Annotated in this window: 13 protein-coding genes and 2 riboswitches; of the genes, 8 read left to right on the top strand and 5 right to left on the bottom strand. The window is 37.7% G+C overall.

The window, feature by feature from the left end:
* Positions 1–287: 287 nt before the first annotated feature.
* Entirely contained in the window at positions 288–1454 is a 1167-nt protein-coding gene (locus J2Z82_RS05820; RefSeq protein WP_209479841.1) for a D-alanyl-D-alanine carboxypeptidase family protein, read from the top strand.
* Positions 1455–1593: 139 nt separating this feature from the next.
* Here the strand turns inward: J2Z82_RS05820 and J2Z82_RS05815 are convergent, their stop codons facing one another.
* Together J2Z82_RS05815 and J2Z82_RS05810 are read right to left on the bottom strand one after the other, a co-directional pair.
* Positions 1594–2085 (bottom strand): hypothetical protein, encoded by a 492-nt coding sequence (locus tag J2Z82_RS05815; protein ID WP_209479840.1) that lies wholly within the window; start codon positions 2083–2085, stop codon positions 1594–1596.
* 8 nt (positions 2086–2093) lie between these two features.
* Entirely contained in the window at positions 2094–3101 is a 1008-nt protein-coding gene (locus J2Z82_RS05810; RefSeq protein WP_209479839.1) for a DUF3231 family protein, read from the bottom strand.
* Between the two features lie 565 nt (positions 3102–3666).
* On the opposite strand from J2Z82_RS05810, the gene J2Z82_RS05805 reads away from it, so the two are divergent.
* The 6 genes from J2Z82_RS05805 to J2Z82_RS05780 all read left to right on the top strand — a co-directional run bounded on the left by J2Z82_RS05805 (position 3667) and on the right by J2Z82_RS05780 (position 13738).
* Positions 3667–5181 carry an amidase gene (locus J2Z82_RS05805; protein ID WP_209479838.1) on the top strand — a complete coding sequence of 505 codons (1515 nt, stop codon included), beginning with the start codon at positions 3667–3669 and terminating at the stop codon, positions 5179–5181.
* 640 nt (positions 5182–5821) lie between these two features.
* Positions 5822–6784 carry an AAA family ATPase gene (locus tag J2Z82_RS05800; protein ID WP_209479837.1) on the top strand — a complete coding sequence of 321 codons (963 nt, stop codon included), beginning with the start codon at positions 5822–5824 and terminating at the stop codon, positions 6782–6784.
* The gene (locus J2Z82_RS05795) at positions 6784–8052 is read left to right on the top strand and encodes a DUF58 domain-containing protein (protein ID WP_209479836.1); all 1269 of its coding nucleotides are present in this window, start codon (positions 6784–6786) and stop codon (positions 8050–8052) included. The genes J2Z82_RS05800 and J2Z82_RS05795 overlap by 1 nt, the downstream gene beginning before the upstream one ends.
* On the top strand, positions 8049–10223 hold the full coding sequence (locus J2Z82_RS05790; RefSeq protein WP_209479835.1) for a transglutaminase TgpA family protein: 2175 nt from the start codon (positions 8049–8051) through the stop codon (positions 10221–10223). Before J2Z82_RS05795 ends, J2Z82_RS05790 begins: the two co-directional genes overlap by 4 nt.
* A gap of 41 nt (positions 10224–10264) precedes the next feature.
* Positions 10265–10366, top strand: a riboswitch (purine riboswitch).
* Between the two features lie 138 nt (positions 10367–10504).
* The gene (gene guaA, locus J2Z82_RS05785) at positions 10505–12040 is read left to right on the top strand and encodes a glutamine-hydrolyzing GMP synthase (protein ID WP_209479834.1); all 1536 of its coding nucleotides are present in this window, start codon (positions 10505–10507) and stop codon (positions 12038–12040) included.
* 84 nt (positions 12041–12124) lie between these two features.
* Positions 12125–12225, top strand: a riboswitch (purine riboswitch).
* A 178-nt stretch (positions 12226–12403) separates the two neighbouring features.
* Positions 12404–13738, top strand: coding sequence for an NCS2 family permease (locus J2Z82_RS05780; RefSeq protein ID WP_209479833.1), 1335 nt, complete (start codon positions 12404–12406; stop codon positions 13736–13738).
* Between the two features lie 56 nt (positions 13739–13794).
* Here the strand turns inward: J2Z82_RS05780 and J2Z82_RS05775 are convergent, their stop codons facing one another.
* The 3 genes from J2Z82_RS05775 to J2Z82_RS05765 form a co-directional block, all read right to left on the bottom strand.
* Positions 13795–14949, bottom strand: coding sequence for an MFS transporter (locus J2Z82_RS05775; RefSeq protein ID WP_209479832.1), 1155 nt, complete (start codon positions 14947–14949; stop codon positions 13795–13797).
* A gap of 307 nt (positions 14950–15256) precedes the next feature.
* Complete coding sequence (gene msrA / locus J2Z82_RS05770; protein WP_209479831.1) at positions 15257–15787, bottom strand: peptide-methionine (S)-S-oxide reductase MsrA; 531 nt, start codon at positions 15785–15787, stop codon at positions 15257–15259.
* Between the two features lie 130 nt (positions 15788–15917).
* Entirely contained in the window at positions 15918–17474 is a 1557-nt protein-coding gene (locus J2Z82_RS05765; RefSeq protein ID WP_209479830.1) for a hypothetical protein, read from the bottom strand.
* 175 nt (positions 17475–17649) lie between these two features.
* On the opposite strand from J2Z82_RS05765, the gene J2Z82_RS05760 reads away from it, so the two are divergent.
* Positions 17650–20904: an AfsR/SARP family transcriptional regulator gene (locus J2Z82_RS05760; protein ID WP_245251128.1), complete on the top strand. Its 3255-nt coding sequence runs from the start codon at positions 17650–17652 to the stop codon at positions 20902–20904.
* The last annotated feature ends 73 nt before the right edge of the window (positions 20905–20977 follow it).

The raw sequence follows: 20977 nt of genomic DNA, 5'->3' as shown, positions 1-20977 counted from the left end.
AACAGTCATTTTTTTATTGCCCAAACGGCATACTGAACCGTGAGTAACACTCAGTGGACTCAGTGACGTTCAGTTAACTTCAGTAAAGCTTAGAAATACATTTACGTTTTTCCTAATATCTCGTGGTCACCCAAGACTATGTAAATCATTGCGTGTCCTTTTAACAAAGCTGATATTCTTCCTTTATTTTCCTGTTACAATCAAATAACAATTAATTAATCAGGACAAATTATCAGTGAAAATAATATACAATAAAAATATATATCAACTAAGAAGCAGGTGTAATTGTGAATAGAATCATCTTATTCGTAGTGGGCATCGTAATCTTAAGTTCACCATCCCTGGCATATGCACATGCTGGATCTGGTGAGGAGCGGCCATCTGTGGTTAGCGAAGCTGCAATTGTAATGGATTCAGAAACTGGTACTGTACTTTATGAAAAAAGTGCCAAATCATCCATGTATCCAGCGAGTCTTACCAAAATCGCAACCGCAATCTATGCAATAGAGATAGGTGACTTGGATGATGTTGTAACTGTAAGTGAGAACGCTAGCGATGAAGAAGGTACAAGCGTTTTTTTGAATGAAGGGGAACAAGTTAAACTTAAAAAGCTTGTTCAGGGATTATTAATTAACTCTGGTAACGATGCTGGTGTGGCTATTGCAGAACACTTAAGCGGGAATGTAGAACAATTCTCATCGGACTTAAATGCATATTTAAAAAATGAAATTGGTGTACAACATACACATTTTGAAAATCCTCATGGTCTTTTTGATCCAAATCATGTTACTACAGCTGAAGATTTAGCAAAAATTACAAAATATGCTATGGAAAACCAAATATTTCGGGATATTTTTGGTACAGTAGAATTGGAATGGCATGGTGAGTCTTGGGATACAACCCTCTTGAAACATCATAAATTAGTTAGGCAAGTTATTCCGTATAAAGGTGCTACAGGTGGAAAAACAGGATATGTAAGTAAGTCCGGTTTTACTCTTGCAACTACAGCAAAGAGAAATGATTTGAATCTCATTGTAATTACTTTGAATAGTAATCGGTCGTCCGCTTCATACAATGATACTAAAAATCTGCTTAACTATGGATTTGAAAACTTTGAGCAATCCAGCGTTGCCAAAGGGACTACATTTAAAGCTGGAGAACAAACATATAAAACATCTGAAGAATTGAGATATACCCATATGAAGGGTGAACAGGTGAATAGAGAAGTGAATGCGGATGGGACTTTGGATATTGTAAGCGAGGATGGTACTATTATTAATTCGTACCATCTTGATAAGTTCCCTAAACGAGTAAAGCTTAATGAGTCTAGTACTGTGAATAAGGATATTAAGGCAAATTCAATGTTTGGTGATTATTTCCCTATGTTAGTTATCACGGCGATCATAATTGTTTTAAGTTTATTAGTCCTGTTCTATAGTCGGAAAAGAATATAAATGAAATATTAGAAAACTTGGTTTATCGCCAATCCTTAAAATAAATAAGGCTTAGTTGCACTTATACAGTAAGTAAGGATTTATACTTTCAAACAAAAAAAGGATTCCCGCTTATGTATATGCATTTGCCTGGAATCCTTTATGTATTATAACCTTTTTCAAGTCGCTTCAACAACAGCCATCGTATTAACCCGCCTATAAGCAGACCAAAATTTAAAAAGATTATTGGAAGCCATACAGGGCCAATTAAATGTCCGAAAATAGTAAACGTTGGCGAATAAATTAAACCAACTGTTACAAAGTAAGCTGAAAACACGAATGGCATAAATGCATACGGCCTACTCTCTCCCTCTGCGTCATTATAAGCATCCCACATCGCGAAGAAATATAGACATGGATAAAACATCAGCCATTGGTAATTGGTTTGTTCAATGGCTTCACTGATATTACCATGAAAGCTAAGTAGGATTATTTGGTTAAAATGCCCAAAAACATTAATAACAAATTCGAGTGTAATTAAGATAATTCCTTTAAGATACTTACCATTTAATAACTGTCCAAATCCAGGCAGGGCAATACTCCATAGCAGCTTTTCTAATTTGTCTTTGTTTTTCCCATATTTTTTTTCCATTTTGTAATCTATTCTGCCAGTTCTTTTCTGTCTGCTGCTATTGGCGGCTGTTCCATCCACCCATTGTTAATCATGATGTTTGCCCCATCATCGGAATAATGTGCTACTTCTGCTATTAAACGGGTATAGTGGACACCTAAATCGTGTCTGGGACTAGCTGACATGGCCATACCATATTGACCGATTCCAGATGCGGTAAGTAAAGTTACTAGTGACATCATGAGCTTGTCTGAAAAAGGTGGAACTGTAGAATCAGTTACTTCGGACAATAGTAACAATGTCCCGTTAGACAAATATTCTTCATGCAGGATGGAAGTGAAAATATTAACGTGTTTACCAGAGATATCTCTGCCTCTTTCAAAGTAACGTTTTGCTTCCTTGGATTTAGCCACTTGACTAAATCCAGCAATAACTGCTTGTCCAAGAGCATTGCGCTTTGCGTGGAAAACAAGGTTAGCGATTTCGATGCCTAGAAGTGGCCTGCGATCACCAAACCAACCAGATAAGAATTTTTGTTTCTTCACAAAGTCGATTTGCCTTGGCTTAGGAATTTTTGGGGAGCGTATATAAATCCCTTTTTCCTTTGACAGTTCTTTTATCTTAGAATGTAATCCCTGTGTTGTATTTAGACAATTTGAATAATACTTAATTACATCTGTTCGCTCAGCAAGTCCTAATGCCGTCCCATATGCAGTAACTAATAGGATTGTTAAATTAAGCATGTACTCAAGATAAAGTTTATCTGCGAAAAGCCGCGGGGCCTGTAAATCTATATCCTTTTCCGTATATCCGTGAGGGATAGGATAGTTCTCATTGTTAAAGAAGTTTGTCAACTTGCTTTTGTTTTCTTCGGATACGGCTAGTACTTGCTCAAGGATTGATTGTATCTGATCATCGTCAACGTGTTGCAGAAAATATTTTATTCCGCATATCGTCATTGTCTCATTTTGATAGGAAGTCCATAGGCTGGAGATTTCCGCAGAGGTTAAGGGTATGTTTTTCTTGAGATTTTCCATATGTCCACTTCTCCTTTACTAATTCCTCACAATCCGTCATACGCGGCGGCTCTTCAAGCCATTCTTTATCTATCATTATATTTGCCCCATCCTCAGAAAAAAATGCAATTTCAGAGCTAAACCTTGTTTATTGTGTAGCTAAATCTCTTCTGATGTTTATTGTTATACTGATTACGTAAAAGCTACTACCAATGGCAGCCTTCTAAGTGACATTCACCATCAACTTATCAGAAAAAGGATGTAATCTCATTTTAGTTGCCATTGGATTTGTTCTGCTTGCGTCTATGTAAGCAGACCAGGCTTGTGACAATTCGACTGATGTTATTTTACGAAGTAATCTGTCACTTTGTTCTTTTTCCTTCACACTATTTCGTTATTAGTTTGGCTATAAATAAGACTCTTATACACAAACAGTCAGGTACTCAGTATAAAAATCTATAGTAATGGGAAACATTCAATCTGAATATTGGATAACAACGAAAGTATTGTGGCTTTTAAAGCATATAAAAAGGAAACTGCTGAATGAAATGATACAATATAAATAATAAAAATCCGGGGTGAGTTAATGAATATTCAAACATACTTGGCAATGGATGCTACTGAAATGGCACAACAAATAAAAGCAAGCAAAGTTAATCCATCTGAGTTGATGGAGTTAAGTTTCCAGCAGTTAGAGAAAGTTAATTCAACCTTGAATGCTGTTGTACATAATCGAAAAGAACGTGTGAGAGAAGAAGTAAACAGTTTTAGTGCAGATCGACCTTTTTCTGGTGTCCCCTTCCTATTAAAGAACCTTTCACAATCACTAAAGGGTGAACCAATCACTTCTGGCTCTAAACTACTAAGGTCTGCAATAAGTGAGTACGACTCAAATTTTGTGAAAAGGCTTCGTGATTCTGGAGTATTGTTTATGGGGCATACAAATGCACCTGAATTTGGATTGAAAAACATTACCGAACCTGAACTATATGGACCGACACGAAATCCATGGGACAATAACTATTCAACAGGAGGGTCAAGCGGGGGATCTGCAGCTGCGGTTGCTTCTGGTGTAGTTCCTGTTGCAGGATCAAGTGATGGTGGTGGTTCGATTCGTATTCCTGCTTCCTTTACAGGGTTATTTGGATTAAAACCAACTCGTGGACGGACACCTGTTGGACCGGGAGTTGGGCGTCAGTGGCAAGGTGCTGCAATTGACTTCGTGCTAAGCAGAAGTGTACGTGATAGTGCTGCAATGCTTGATATTCTCCAGGTTGTTGAACCTGCAGCGGCATTTAATACACCCTTATTTAGTAGAAGTTACAAGGACAATATGAAAGAGCCATTTAATAATTCACTTCGAATCGCTTATACGACGAAATCACCTGTAGACACCCCTGTTTCAGAGGATGCCAAAATAGCTGTAGAAAAGACAGTTAAATGGTTGGAGAGTAAGGGGCATATTGTTGAGGAAAAGGAAAATGATGTAGATGGTATTCAGTTAATGAAAGATTACTATCTCATGAATAGCGGTGAAATCTCTTCTGTCATTCAACAGCTTGAAAAATCGCTCGGCAGATCGCTGACTGCAGAGGATGTTGAGATTGAAACGTGGTTGCTGAATGAGGCTGGGAAGTCGGTTTCAGCAGCTGAATTCTCTGCAAGTCTTGCTTCATGGGATTTCGCAGCAGCAAAAATGGCTGCTTTTCATCAAACATATGACTTTTATATAACACCAACTACAGCATTTAAAGCACCGAAAATTGGTGAATTGACCCATTCGGAAACAAAGAAGAGAAATCTTATGAAGCAAATTAGCGAGGTAGATAAGTCACAACAGCAAGAACTGATTTATGATATGTTTCTGCCAAGTTTAACATATACACCATTTACACAGCTGGCGAACCTTACAGGACAACCAGCAATGTCCGTTCCGGTTTATCTTTCGGATAGTGGTCTTCCTTTAGGTGTGCAGGTCATGGCCTCCAAAGGTGCAGAGGACAAGCTTTTGCAGTTAGCATTTCAAATGGAGCAATCCAATATTTGGGTTGGAATGAATGGAAACCCAATGTTACCGTTTAAAACAGCCCAAATTAACTAATACTAGTTTATAAGGTTTTTACATGATATTTAACTTTCGTAATTGATATAAACTGCGAACCAACTAAGGGAGTCCTATTGGAAGCATTTCGTGAGGCTCCCTAACAACGCAGCTGGAATATACTCGCTTTCCGTGGGCTCACCACGAGCCTCCTCGCTCGCAAAAAACGCTCCCTGTGGGGTCTCTTAGGCTCGCTGTCCCACAGGAGTCTCGCATATTCCAACTGCTAGTTTAGTGGTATAAAATCTTTTTTTATGTTCTAGTGAGCAAAACCCAGCGTAGGAAATACACGTAGACTCCTGTGGGAGCTGAGGCCTAGATGAGACTACGCAGCGACGTAGGAGCAAGGAGGCTCATCAGCCGCCCACGGAAAGCGAAGTGTATTTCCGTAGCGGTGTTACTGCACCCAACCATTAGTTCGCAGTTTAAATCTACTATGTAACAATAATCTTTTAGGAAACAGTGGCTTAATGAAAAAAGTTAAAAAACTAAAGTATTCCTATATTTGATAACAAGCCAAGTTTTTCTAATAATCAAAAATGACTGTGATTATGCTTTTATTCATAGGACATTTTTAGTATAGTTAAAATAGCTTAGATTATATAGAAAATGTGACGTAGCCGGGAAGGGGTCAGTTAAGATGATGCAAGAAACAGCTATATATCATGAAAGAGTAGAAAAGGTACTAGCGAATATAAATAAAGTTATGATTGGAAAAGAAGAAGCTGCTACATTAAGTTTAGTAGCATTATTGGCGCAGGGGCACGTTTTACTTGAGGATGTCCCAGGTGTTGGGAAGACAATGCTTGTACGAACATTAGCAAAATCATTGGATTGTGATTTTAGAAGGATTCAGTTCACACCAGATTTACTTCCTTCAGATGTGACCGGTGTTTCTATTTATAATCCAAAAGAAATGGAATTTGAATTCCGAGGTGGGCCTATTCTTGGGAATATTGTTCTAGCTGACGAAATCAATCGAACTTCTCCCAAGACACAGTCTGCACTACTTGAAGGTATGGAAGAGAAGAACGTAACTGTTGATGGTAATACAATCCCACTAAAACAACCATTCTTTGTCATGGCAACACAGAATCCTATTGAGTATGAAGGGACATATCCACTTCCAGAAGCTCAGCTGGACAGATTTATTTTAAAATTAAAAATGGGTTATCCATCAATAGAACAAGAACTGCGCATGTTAGAACTCACATCTAAAGATCATCCAATCGAATCTATATCTTCTGTAATTAATAGAGAAGAATTATTATCCATTCAAGAAGAAGTTAAGGATGTTTATATCGATAAAAATGTCCAACGATACATTATAAGTCTAGTAACTGGAACACGGAATAATGCAGCCATTTATCTGGGTGTGAGCCCTCGTGGATCAATTTCCTTAATGAAGGCTGCTAAAGCTTATGCATACATTCACGGTCGTGATTATGTATTGCCGGATGATGTGAAGTACCTAGCGCCTTTTGTATTGGCTCACCGAGTTATTTTAACATCTGAAGCAAAATATGACGGGCTCACGAGTAATAAGGTGATTGAAAAGATTGTTAAAGATACACATATCCCGATTCGGAAGGAATTTAATTAATGACTGGCACTATTAGATTTATAGGCAAATTAAGTTTTGTCGTTTTCTTATTACTAGTTTTATTTTCATTTGCAATGTTCCAGGGCGGGTTTGTAAGCTGGTTCTTATTTTTTGGGTTTCTGCCAATTTTTCTTTATCATTTAGGGCTGTTGTTTTATCCAATCAAAAGGTGGCATGTCACGCGAAGCTTGTCACATCATGTTATTTGGGCTGGTGGGCGAATAGCTGTCACGGTTAAAATAAAGAGAACCATCCCTTACCCCTTATATTATTGTATTTGTGAGGAGATTTTTCCAGATACTCTTCAGAAAGTGGATAATCAAAACGAGAAGTACCGTAACATGGATAAACCAAATAAGTTACAAGTAAATCGTAAAATAAAGAAGATTGTTTTTCCAGGATTCAGTCGTGAAATCGAACTGCCATATTATATTGAGCAAGTACCACGTGGTGAACATCAGCTCCAGGCTTTACGCATAAGAACTGGGGATGTGTTAGGTTTTGTTAAAAAAGAGCATATTTTTTACTTGTCAGACCAAATTGTAGCATTTCCAAATGAACGTCCGATACACATTACAGAAAGTATTACTAGCTATGAACAAGGGTCTATCTCTTCGTATGCGATGAATTTGAAGAATTCAAATGTTGCAACGGGGATCCGTGAATATATGCCTGGTGATAAATTTTCCTGGATTGATTGGAAACAGACTGCAAAGAAGAATACAATAATCACAAAAGAATTCGAACAAGAGAAAAGTACAGATACAATGGTCATATTGGATAGTTGCTATAATCGTGGCATAAATGAACTGGCTTTTGAAGCAGGAATTGAGCTGACAATGTCGTTAGTGGAATCAATCCGAAAACAGGCATCACAAGTAGGCTTTCTGTCAATTGGGGAAAACGTTGTCTATTTTCCAATGCACCATGATCCAGCCAAAAAGGATTTAATCAGGCAGCACTTAACAAGACTGCAGCCTGGTGGGACAAGGTCTTTTTCGATGATATTGAGAGAGGAAACAACGAAGATCTCATCGGGAGCTAACATTATATTGGTTACAACTCACATGGATGACATGTTCAGAGAATCAGTTCAGAAGGTGAAACAGCGCTCTAAACGAGTAATTATCCTGTTCATACAATCATCTGCACTTATTTCACGTAATGAACACAATATTATCCAGCAGCTTCGTTTTGAAGGTGTTGTTATTAATGTTTTAACTGAAAAACAGTTAGTCCAGAAAATTATTGAGGTGAATGTATCATGAAAATGAAAATCCCATTATTATACACCTCTATTTTATATATCTGTGCATTTGTATTATTTCTGGAATGGCTTTATCCGGTAAATGTCATTGGTGATGTGAACAACTTAACCGTGTTTATTTTGTTTACAATATTTTGCTTTTTTATTTCTATGCTTCAGGTTAAATGGTATATATCGATGCCTTTAAAAGGATTCGGATTACTTTTTATCATTAATAGTCTATTTCTAATGCACCCTCTATTTAGTAGACTATGGTTCGATCAACTACTTATGGAAATATCGTTTAATATTAATGTTTTGTTTTCACAGCAATGGTATGAGTTGACGCCATTATTTCGCAGTGTATTATTCTTATTGTTAATCTGGCTAATGAGTTATCTGTTGCACTATTGGTTCATTGTTATGAAGCGGATTTTCTTATTTGTCCTGCTTACAATTATTTATATAACTGTTCTGGATACATTTACGATATATGAAGCAGATGCTGCAATTGTCCGTACATTCGTCGTATCGTTTGTTGCACTAGGGATGACCAACTTTTTTAAGGAAATTGACCGTGAAGCGATTCGCTTTTCGTGGTTAAAAAAATCACCAATATGGGTTGTTCCATTAATAACTATCGTACTATTTTCTACGTTAATAGGATTCGCTGCACCGAAATTTGATCCGCAGTGGCCTGATCCAGTTCCTTTCCTGAAAAGTACCGCTGAAAATGCTGGGAGTTCAGATACTGGAACAGGGGTCAATAAGGTCGGGTACGGCAATAATGATTCACGGCTTGGTGGTTCCTTTGTGCAGGATTATACCCCAGTATTTCAAGCAGCTGCCAATGATGATCACTACTGGAGAGTAGAAACAAAGGATGTCTATACAGGAAAAGGCTGGGAAAAGTCGCAGGATCCACAGTATCAATTACAGCAAAATAATGAAATCTCACTTGAGACTTTTGCTGACAGTGTAGAAACAGAAGAGTTTACTACCACACTGGATTTTCAAGGTAATAACAATATGGAAAAGCTGATCTATCCATATGGTATTAGAGGTGTTGAAACAACACAGAATGTTGGACTAATGCTTGATAGTCGGTTTGGAGAAATCAGAACAGAGCTTGAAGGAAATGGTCTAAGGTTGAATAACTACACCATTACTTATGAACGGCCGTCATTTGCTATTGATGAGTTACGTAAAGTAAGCGATGAGGATCCAGCTAGCCTTAACGAGCGATATACACAATTACCAGATTCATTACCAGATCGGGTAGGCGAACTGGCGGCAGAAGTTACTGCAGAAGATGATAATCGTTATGATAAAGCAAGATCTTTAGAATCGTATTTTGGCAGAAATGGATTTGTGTATCAGATAAGTGATGTTCCTGTCCCTAATGAAAACCAGGATTATGTGGATCAATTTTTATTTGATTCCAAGGCAGGGTATTGTGATAATTATTCCACTTCGATGATAGTAATGCTCAGATCACTTGATATTCCTGCAAGATGGGTGAAAGGCTTTACGAGTGGTGAGGTAGTTGAAGAAGGTGAAAATCAAGATTCCTATGATATATATGAGGTAACAAATGCCAATGCACATTCATGGGTTGAGGTATATTTTCCAGATAAAGGCTGGGTTCCCTTCGAACCGACACAAGGATTTCCTAATATGGCAGAATTTCATTTTAACTCAGATAGTACATCAGAGAATGATGATGAATACGAGGCACCAGAAACCGAGTCTGAGCAAGAACGGCTGCCAGAAGATAATGAAACAGAAACACCTTCATCTACTGATAATACAAGCAATTTTGAAGTGAATTGGTGGTATGTTCTAATTGGACTTACTGTAATATTTCTTTTCACATTTATCATTTATCGAACAAGATTTCGTTGGAAGACAGCATATTTAAACATGAAAATTAAAAATAAAGGTGATGCGAAAACATATCAAAACGCATATCACCATTTACTCAAAGTATTGGCACATAACGGATTCCCGAAAGATGCTGATCAAACTTTACGAGAGTATTCCAAACGAATTGACTCACTCTATGGTTCAAATACGATGAAACGTTTAACAAGTCATTATGAACGTATCCTGTATAAAAATGAACTGGATACTAAGGAAATAGTAAATTTACGCCAATTGTGGAAAAATTTAATTAAACGTATAATGGCTTGACCGTCCTTCTTTTGATTAGTAGAATAGGATAATATTAATTTTAACGAAATAAATACGCCGTTCGTATATCCTCGATAATAAGGTTCGAAAGTATCTACCGGAGCACCGTAAACGCTCTGACTATGAAGGCGGAATTTCTAAAGGTATGCTCATTTGTCGACCTGGATTTCTGCCTTTGTGTAGTTTTTTTATATACTGCACAGTAGGGTAGGTCCAGGTTTTTAATTTGGGTAAAGGTGTTGTCTTTATCGATAGCGTGTAAATGGATAGGAGTGGTTGACATGGAAAGTAATGAAATGATTTTAGTGCTTGATTTTGGCAGTCAATATAACCAGCTAATCACAAGAAGGATTAGAGAGCACGGTGTGTATAGTGAATTACACTCACACAAGTTAACAGCAGAAACTATCAAAAAAATGAACCCAAAAGGAATAATCCTATCAGGCGGTCCGCATAGCGTTTATGATGAAAACAGCTTCCGATGTGATCCGGAAATCTTTGAATTAGATATTCCCATTTTAGGAATTTGCTATGGCATGCAGATCATGGCTCTGCATTTTGGTGGTAATGTTGCCAAAGCTACAAATCGTGAATATGGGAAAGCGTTAATTGAACTAACACATGACCCAATATTATTCAAAGACGCACCAAAAAATCAGTCTGTTTGGATGAGTCATGGGGACAAAGTGATGGAAGTACCTGCATCTTTTCAAATTGATGCAACTAGCCCATCAACACCTATAGCTGCAATGAGCGATAATGATCATAAATTGTATGGTGTTCAATTTCACCCTGAGGTTCGTCACTCCGAGTATGGAAATCATTTACTGAAGCAATTCGTTTTTGATGTGTGCGTGTGTGATGGTGAATGGACAATCGAAAACTTCATCGATATGGAAGTAGAAAAAATACAAGCAAAAGTCGGTGATCGAAACGTATTGTGTGCTTTGAGCGGAGGGGTTGATTCATCTGTTGTCGCAGCACTTATTCACAAAGCTATAGGCGATCAGCTTACATGTATCTTTGTCGATCATGGATTACTTCGCAAAAATGAGGGTGAAGATGTCATGAAGACATTTGCAGATGATTTTAATATGAATATTATTAAGATTGATGCTGCCGACCGATTTTTATCTAAACTGAAGAGTGTGGATGACCCTGAGCAAAAGCGTAAAATTATTGGTAATGAATTTATCTATGTTTTTGATGATGAAGCAGCAAAATTGAAGGATATTGACTTTCTTGCTCAAGGTACACTATATACAGATATTATTGAAAGTGGTACAGATACAGCACAAACTATTAAATCACACCATAATGTTGGCGGTTTGCCAGAGAATATGCAGTTTGAATTAATTGAACCGTTGAATACCTTATTTAAAGATGAAGTAAGGGAACTTGGCCTGCAGCTTGGATTACCTGAGGGAATTGTTTGGCGACAGCCATTCCCAGGACCAGGTCTTGCTATTCGAGTATTAGGAGAAGTAACAGACGAGAAATTAGCGATTGTTCGTGAATCAGACGCCGTCCTACGTGCGGAAATTGCTGCAGCTGGATTGGACCGTGATATTTGGCAATACTTTACAGTCCTTCCTGATATCCGAAGTGTCGGTGTGATGGGGGATGCCCGCACATACGATTATACTATTGGAATCAGGGCAGTTACCTCAATAGATGGGATGACCTCCGATTGGGCACGAATTCCGTGGGATGTTCTGGAAAAAATATCGACAAGAATTGTAAATGATGTCGAGCATATCAATCGAGTCGTTTATGATATTACAAGCAAACCACCTGCAACAATTGAATGGGAATAAACGTACATTAGATTAACTTTTTGAGTGATCGTTCGTTTTTTTGTTGACTTTGTCGAATTTTGATAGTAATATAGTCGTAGATTTGATAATTAAATAAGCATCTTGCGTATAATTTCGGGGATAGGGCCCAGAGTTTCTACCAGACTACCGTAAATGGTCTGACTACGCGGATAATAGTAATAGGCGGAGTGAATTTATCTTTGCCAAATTGCTTTTTCCCGTATAGTTTTGTAGCACTCTTGTCCATCAAGGGTGTTTTTTATTTGCAGTTAAGTAAGCACTGCATAAGTGTAACTAAGGCTTATCTATATTACAGCTGGCAATAAGCCGGTTTTATGTGAGACAAAGTGAGGAGGAAAAGCAATGAAAAAGTATTTTCGTTTTAAAGAATTGGGAACAGACTATAAGACTGAATTTATGGCAGGGCTAACAACATTCCTTGCGATGGCATATATATTATTTGTTAACCCATCAACTCTTGCATTGGTAGGAATTGAAGAATTACCAGAAGGGGTTACACGAATCAATCAGGGTGCGGTATTTACAGCAACCGCCATTGCAGCAGCTATCGGTACATTAATAATGGGGGTTTTTGCAAAGTATCCAATTGCGCTTGCACCTGGTATGGGATTAAATGCATTCTTCGCGTATACCGTTGTACTTGGATATGGGATACCATGGGAAACTGCTCTAGCGGGCGTATTAGCTTCTGGACTTATTTTTATCGTGTTGACATTAACAGGACTTCGTGAAAAAGTTATCAATGCTATTCCAGCGAATTTAAAAATGGCAGTTGGAGCGGGTATTGGCGTATATATTGCATTTATTGGTTTTCAAAATGCAGGGATAATTGTCGGTGATGACGCAACACTTGTAGGAATGGGTAATTTAACTTCACCAACTGTAATGCTAGCAATTTTTGGAATTATAATATCTGTTATTCTATTAAGCTTAAATATTAAAGGTGGCATTTTTTATGGTATGATTTTAACTGCTATCGTTGGAATTATTTTTAATCTGATAGATCCGCCGTCAGGTCTTGGTGGAATTGTTGGGGAAGTTCCCAGCTTAGCACCAACATTTGGCCAGGCATTTGCTCACTTTGGTGACATTTTTACTATTGAAATGCTAGTGGTTATTTTAACTTTCTTATTCGTTGATTTCTTTGATACTGCAGGGACACTAGTAGCCGTAGCTAATCAGGCTGGTTTAATGAAAGATAATAAGCTGCCGCGTGCAGGAAAAGCGCTTTTTGCAGATTCAGCAGCAACGGTTGTTGGTTCAGTTGCAGGGACTTCCACAACAACTTCTTATATTGAATCAACTGCAGGCGTGGGTGCAGGCGGTCGAACTGGTTTTACTTCCATTGTAACGGCAGGCTTTTTCCTTCTTGCGCTATTTTTCTCGCCTCTGTTGAGTGTCGTGACTGCAGAAGTAACTGCACCAGCACTGATCATTGTTGGGGTGTTGATGTCGTCAACACTGAAAAATATCGATTGGGATCAGTTTGAAATTGCCGTCCCAGCATTTTTAACGATTATCATGATGCCATTAACGTATAGTATCGCAACCGGGATTGCAATTGGGTTTATTTTCTATCCGATCACGATGATATTGAAGGGGCGTATCAAAGAAATAAACCCGGTTATGTATGTATTATTTGTTATATTTATTCTTTATTTTATTTTCCTAAGCTAGAAAACAATGAAAAAAGCGAAATCATCTCATAAGATGGTTTCGCTTTTGTTTTAGTTTCAAGCTTTTTTCCCGTATGGTAACAGGTGAAATGCAGTTAGAGATAAAGTCCCGAATAATGCACAACAACCTAGTACAAAGTATAATGTTCCGCCGCCGTATGAATCTATTAACGCTCCACCAGTAAGCGACCCGATGATTCCTGATACACCGAAGAATACGGAATAAAACACGAGGTGCCCAGTTGACTGTAATATGCTGGGTATTAATCGGGTGATATACTCAAATGATGCTAAATAGAATACGCCGAAAGTTAAGCCGTGTAAAAACTGTAATGCAAGGATGTACATCGGATCATCAACTGCAGCATACAAGAACCAACGCAGACTGTAGATAGTTCCAGCAAAAATAATAAATAATAGCGTATGGTATTTTCTAAACCATCGACCAGCCAGTGCAAAGACTGCCGCCTCACTTGCAACACCAATGAACCAAGCTATGCCAACTAATCCTTCGCCGCCGCCAAGTTCAGTAATGTACAATCCAATAAAACTGTCATTTGCGCGGTGTGAAATTGTCAGAAACATAATCATAAACAGAAAAATGATAAATGGCTTGTTTTTGGCTAATCGCTTTACATCACTTAATTGTATGGGATCAGATTCTACTTTCACATCGGTTAAGCGAAAAGCGACAATTAATGCTGTTGCACCAAAAAATAAGTATGGCCAGATCATATATTGAACGCCAATTTCTGAGAGAACTGCCCCAACAATTAAAGAAGAGGTTGCAAATCCGATTGACCCCCATGTTCTGATTGTTCCAAATGAAATTCGTAAATCATCTGCCCGGCGTTGAGCTAAGCTGTCACCAAGAGCCCCTATCGGCGAGGTGAAAAAGTAAAATACAAATCCCATTAGAATAATTGCAAGTAAACCATTCATTTGGAAAAATAAAACACTGCTAATCAGTAATCCGAAAATACAAATTATCAGCATTCTTTTGACGGTTTTATATTTATCACTCATATAGCCCCAGAAAGGTTGTGAAAAGATTGCAGCTAAAGGACCGACTGCTAGCACCCATCCGATCTCCGTACCATTTAATCCTTTATAGTTAAGGTACAATGGCAAGAAACTTATGATAATTGTATTTGTAGCATGAAAACTGAATAATAACATTTTCAAGGGTGTTAATGATTGATTATTAGGCATTGAATTCGCTCCCTATAGTTGTAAAGGTTTAATTATACTATACTTGGAGTATACAAATAAACTTTTTTGCAGATACAAAAGCATAACTACTCTCTGATTAGATAAATGCAACTAAGGCACTCACTATTAATGCTTGGTGAATGCCACTAAAAAGTAGGCAGGAGATATTCAACCAAATAGGCGAAGATTTAGCTGGATGCGAGGAACTTAATGCCGGCTTGGCTGTGGGGAACCACAGTGGATATCACAAATTTCGACCGGATAAGTGAAATTTCCACAAGAAAAAAATAGAAGCAGATTTAGGCATCTACTTCTCCCATACTTCCTCAATATATTCATCGCGTCCAGACTTCGCGCGATCCTGCAAATAATGTTCCTCATTTTTTCTGTAGTAATCCTGATGATGCGCCTCAGCTGGATAAAAAGTAGTAGCTGACAGGATTTTGGTTACAATTGGCTTGGTGAATTTACCGCTGTCTTCGAGTAACTGCCTCGATTTCTCAGCTAGTCCCTTTTGTTCTTCGTTATGATAAAAGATAGCTGTCCGATATGAATCGCCACGATCATGAAATTGCCCACCATCATCGGTTGGGTCTATCTGACGCCAGTATACTTCTAATATTTTCTCGTAGGAAATAACTGAAGGATCATAAGTTATTTCAACTGCCTCATAATGCCCGGTTGTTCCACTTTTCACAGTTTCATAGGTTGGGTTGGCAGTCTGCCCGCCTGTGTATCCAGACACTACCCCATGAATCCCATCCCATTTGTCGAATGGTTTGACCATGCACCAGAAGCATCCGCCAGCAAATGTGGCTTTCTTTCGTTGGTCTGTCATGCTCGTTTCCCCCAATCGTTCTTAAATGATTGTTTTTCACTATAACACATATTGGAATACATAAGAAAATAAATGATTTTTCATATTAGAAGTTAAGAAGCTGTCTGCTTCAATTGCAGACAGCCTAACTCTAGATAAAATATGATCCGAAAAATGACAGCAGCATTAAGATGTGTGCCCCAACAAAACAGGATATCCTGGCCGATGCTTTCCAGTCCCTTGTTTTCTTTGTTGATTGTGCTGCGATGAATGCAATTACAGCGAATAACAAGATAAATATGTTGGTGCTGCCGTTGAACGTCAGGTAATCGGGTGCATTTAAGTAGATGGACTGAACAAAAATATACTCCTTAAAAATGAAGACTGCCAGCATGTAAATAACTATCCCTGTGTAAAATATCCAAGGCGGATCTTCGTCCAATTTTTTACTTTGAGCAAATTGGATAATTACAATAAATACAACTGGCCAAATAAACCAGATGCTTGAAATAGATAGGGTGATTACCGTCATGGACATCATACCTAGTGTTTTGCCGAGTCCCCTAATCCAGTCATCCATAGTTAGCCCAGGAGCCATATCAATAATTGCAGGTTTGCTGGAGGAAACGTTTATATCATTGCTTTCTCCTTTCAAGTCAAGCCATATAACTGTAGATTCGTCCAGCCATTGTGGATTTCCTGATACAGCAGGTGTATTACTTTTACGAAAGACTTCGACATCTCCATTATCTGACATGGACGCTGAATAGATATTGAATGCATTATTTTCTTTGAATTTTGTCTGAGTGTAGCCGCTAGCCTTAAAAATAAAATGGGGATTGCCGTCGCGATATGAGACGTTAATACTACCAACTTCACTAAGATTCCCGTTACCAGCAGGGTCATTGAACTTCAATTGCTCTAGTGGAAACTTCTCATTGCTACCTATGGTTACTTGCTTATAGTACGTATAAAATTGTGGTGGTCCCTGGGATTGTTTTTGCTGTGTTTCAAATGTATATGTCAATTCTTGGTCATTAATGGCAAAATCGATATGGTTGATAATCTGTCCAAAAGTAATTGTGAATTTTTCATGGTGGATTTGTTCAATTCCTTCAGCTTTAACTGCATAAACGTTAATCTCAACATTATTATTAATGGAAGTTTCTGTCATGAAGTAAAGTCCCTGTTTTCCCTCGAATGGAGTGATCTCATCTGTACCATTTTTTAAATCCATCAACTTATTTGAAGTCTTATCAACTTGATTAAGCTTATATAATGTATTGTCTTTTGTGTAAAGAATGGTGTCTTTCAATGGATAGAATCGTTTAGCATCGGAAACGATTATGTTACCTTTCTGGTCATAAATGTGTTTGTAATCATGGTAAATCAGATTATTTTCTTGAATAAACACTTGTGTCCATTTGTCAAACGGAATATCATACGAATTTTCATTAACTACTTCAAAATTAGTATTTAACGTCTTAGTCAAAAGCTGACCTTCTTCATAAGTCTGAAGGATAAGCTTATCGTCCTTAGTCTTTTGAACTGGAAGTCCGTTATTTACAGTTGTCGTCCCAATTTGTAATGCTCTGCTCCAGCCTTCATCTGGAGGTTCTGACGCGTTTGTAATATTTTGATAAAAAACACTGAAAATGCCAATTGCAATAATAATGGATGGTATAATCCAAAATAGATGTTTTTTCATTATGATCCCCTTGTCTATGTCTGTGTCGATATGACTTTCTAACCATATTTTTATTTTTACGATAAGCCAAATTTTCTAAAATTTGTTACATAAGTAAAATATATCACAAACAAGGAAGCTAAAGAAATTATTTTGAATCTTAAATCATATGTTAAAATAAGGGGAGACTGAAATTTTGAAAGAAGGTATGGGTTCTATGGTGAAAATACCAATCATACAAAGTCAGCTTAGTCCACCACCAATAAAAGATAGATTTGTTAGGCGCGCAAAAGTGAATCGAAAACTTATCAATGCGAATAAGTATCCACTCACATTATTGCATGCTGGCGCAGGATATGGAAAAAGTACTGCATTGGCTTTATTTGTGCATGACATTAGTCCTGGTGCATGCTGGTATTCAATTTCCCAAAACGATGACGACATCCTTCCTTTCATAAATAAATTAATTCACGCAGTTAAGTTAAAATATCCGTTGTTTGGCAAATCAATTCTAAATGAAATTGAGAAGTTGGACAATTACATTAATGACGAGCAGATATGGTCACTGACTTCATCCTTTATTAATGAGATTATTGAAATGAAAAAACAGGTTACATTAATTTTGGACGACTTCCATCATGTAAAAAATTCGAATGAAATCGAGCAATGGATAAAACAGCTTCTTGATCATGTTCCGGAAAATATGCATATCGTATTGTCCAGCAGAACTAAACCGAAATGGGATATCATACCGAAATTAAAGATAAAGGGCGACTTGCTTGATATTCCACAAAATGATTTAGTTCTTTCATCTGATGAAATGCATCATGTTCTAGAAGACATATATCAAGTTAGCCTCGTATCAGAAGATTTACAAAAAATTCATCAGTTAACGGAAGGATGGGCAATAGCATTTAGTATGTTTATCCAGCATATGCAAACAGAGTCATCGATGGATAATATCTTTCAAAATCGTCAGCAATCGCTGCAGGATTTATTCGACTACTTGGCGTCTGAAGTATTATCAAAACAATCACTAATTATGCAACAATTCTTATTACAATCGAGCATTATTGATGTGTTAACACCTGATGTTAGTGATTATGTGTTACAAATTAACGGTTCAGAGGAAATTCTGGCAGGGCTGGTTGAACAGAATTTGTTTATTGTAGAGGGTGAAGGGAGTCATTATCGCTACCACGCCTTATTCAAGGCTTTTTTAGAAAATCGTCTGCAGAAAACGTATCCAGGCGAATTCAAAGATTTACATAAACGAGCGGCACAATACTATGAAAAAATTTTTTATATGGAAACAGCTTTACACCATTATCGACAAATACAGGCATTTAGTGCGATTGCTTCCATCCTGCAAAAACAAGGATCAAAATTGCTTCGAACAGGGAGATTACAGCATTTATACGAGGTATTATCCGAGCTTCCGGAGAATTTTAAAGAAAAAGATCTGATTCTATATTTCTATCAGGGTGAAATTGAGCGTTACCGGTCATCCTATGCGGAAGCTGAGCAGAACTATAAACAAATTCTGGAACGGTGTAAAGAAGATTATTATATTGCCGGCATTGCACTCGAAGGGATGGCGCGAATATATCTGGATACCATTCAGCCCGACATTGCAGAACGTTATGTGAATCAGGCTATTCAGATGCGAGAGAAGTCAAATGCAAGCAAAGAAGAGATGGCAAGACTCTATCAGTTAATGGCTGAAAACCTAATAAATGCCGGTCAGGCAATGAAAGCAGAGTCTTGGTTTGATCGCGCAAAAGAATTAAATCTGCCATTAGAAGAAGGGAACTTACAAGCGCGAATCTACTTGCGAACTGGTAGACTTGCAAAAGCGAGAGAGATTCTAATCCAACGAAAACAAAACGCAAAAACAACAAAACATTTACCGCAGTCTCATCGTGAAACAGATATTTTGCTATCGATTATTGAGGCATTTATGGGTGAAGCTGAATCGAGTAAAAAACTGGCGAGTGATGGCATACAGTTAGGATTGAATATCCAATCTCCGTTTGTAGAGGCATGTGGATGGATGCGAATGGGCCATGCTGTTCAGTTGTCGGATCACTATGATTCTGATTTGGCAATTAATTGTTATGAGACCGCCTTGGATATTATGGAGAAAATTAACGTATCACGAGGTAAAGCGGAGCCATATATGGGTTTAGCAATACTTTACGGAAAAAAGCAACAATACGATCAAGCTATTGACACAGCAAATAAAGGGTTGCGTGAGACCGAAAAAGTTAAGGATCGCTGGCTTAGCGCAATGATTAAGTTAGGTATTGGAGTTACTGAAATTTATAACAATGATTTAGAAAAAGCGTCACAAGTTATGGTGGAAGTTCACAGAGAATTTAAATCATGTGGTGATCGTTATGGCAACTTGGTAAGCAGATTCTGGAATACATTTATCGCTTTTAAACAGGAAAATGATGAAAGGTTCAAACAAGAAATGGGATTCTTTCTGAAAGAATTGCAAACAGAAGAATATGATTTTTTCCTTAAAAAAAGAACTACTTTTGGCCCAACTGATGTTCAGAACATTGCTCCTTTGCTGTTAAAGGCTAAAAAGCTTGATATAGAACCCGCGCTTGTTTCAAGATTGCTATATGAACTTGGGCTTGATGAAACAATAAAAAGTCATCCAGGCTATACGTTAACAATTCAAACGTTTGGTCATTTAAAGGTTTGGCTAGGAAATAAGCAGGTTGAAAACAGTGATTGGCAGCGCGGAAAGGCCAAGGAGCTTTTTGAGTTATTTATAACGAGCAGGGATAAGCTTATTTCCAAAGAGGAAATTCTGCAAAAACTGTGGCCAGACCAGGATGAGAATGGTGCAAATAAAACATTTAAAGTTACTCTGAATGCATTATTAAAAGCATTGGAACCAATGCGAAAGGCTCGTGAGGAATCCTTTTTTATAAAACGAAAAGGCAGTGCATATGGATTGAACCCGGATTCAGGATACAAATTAGATAGTATTATATTTGAAGAAGGAGTACTACGCGGAATTGAAGAGAGCGACCCAAAGCATGCCAAGGAAAAATTGGCTAAGGCCATAGCATTGTATGAAGGCGAGTATTTGGCAGATCTCCGGTTTACGGACTGGTGCGTAAATGAACGAGAACGGCTGCAATTAATCTATCTCCGTGGTTCGGAAAAAATGGCTCAAGTATCAGTGAGACTCCGTGAATTCAATGCATGTATTGACTGGTGCGAAAAGATTTTAGCAATTGATAATACATGGGAAGAGGCATATCGCCTTCTAATGTATAGTTATTATCAGAATAATAACCGCCCTCAAGCGATCAAATGGTATGAAAAATGTGCATCTACTTTAGAGGAAGAACTTGGAATCGAACCGATGGAGCCAACTAGAGAAATGTACAATATGATTATCGAATCAGAAGAGCTAAAAGCATACTGATAAAACTCCCTTGATAACAGCAGAATCAAGGGAGTTTTATTTGCAGTTAAGAATCCAACATGGCTGCCGAATA

It is taken from the genome of Virgibacillus litoralis, assembly GCF_017873675.1.
In the GTDB taxonomy this organism is placed as follows: Bacteria; Bacillota; Bacilli; order Bacillales; family Amphibacillaceae; genus Lentibacillus; species Lentibacillus litoralis.
Note: the sequence above shows the minus strand (reverse complement) of the source record. Positions and strands in the feature narration are given on the sequence as shown.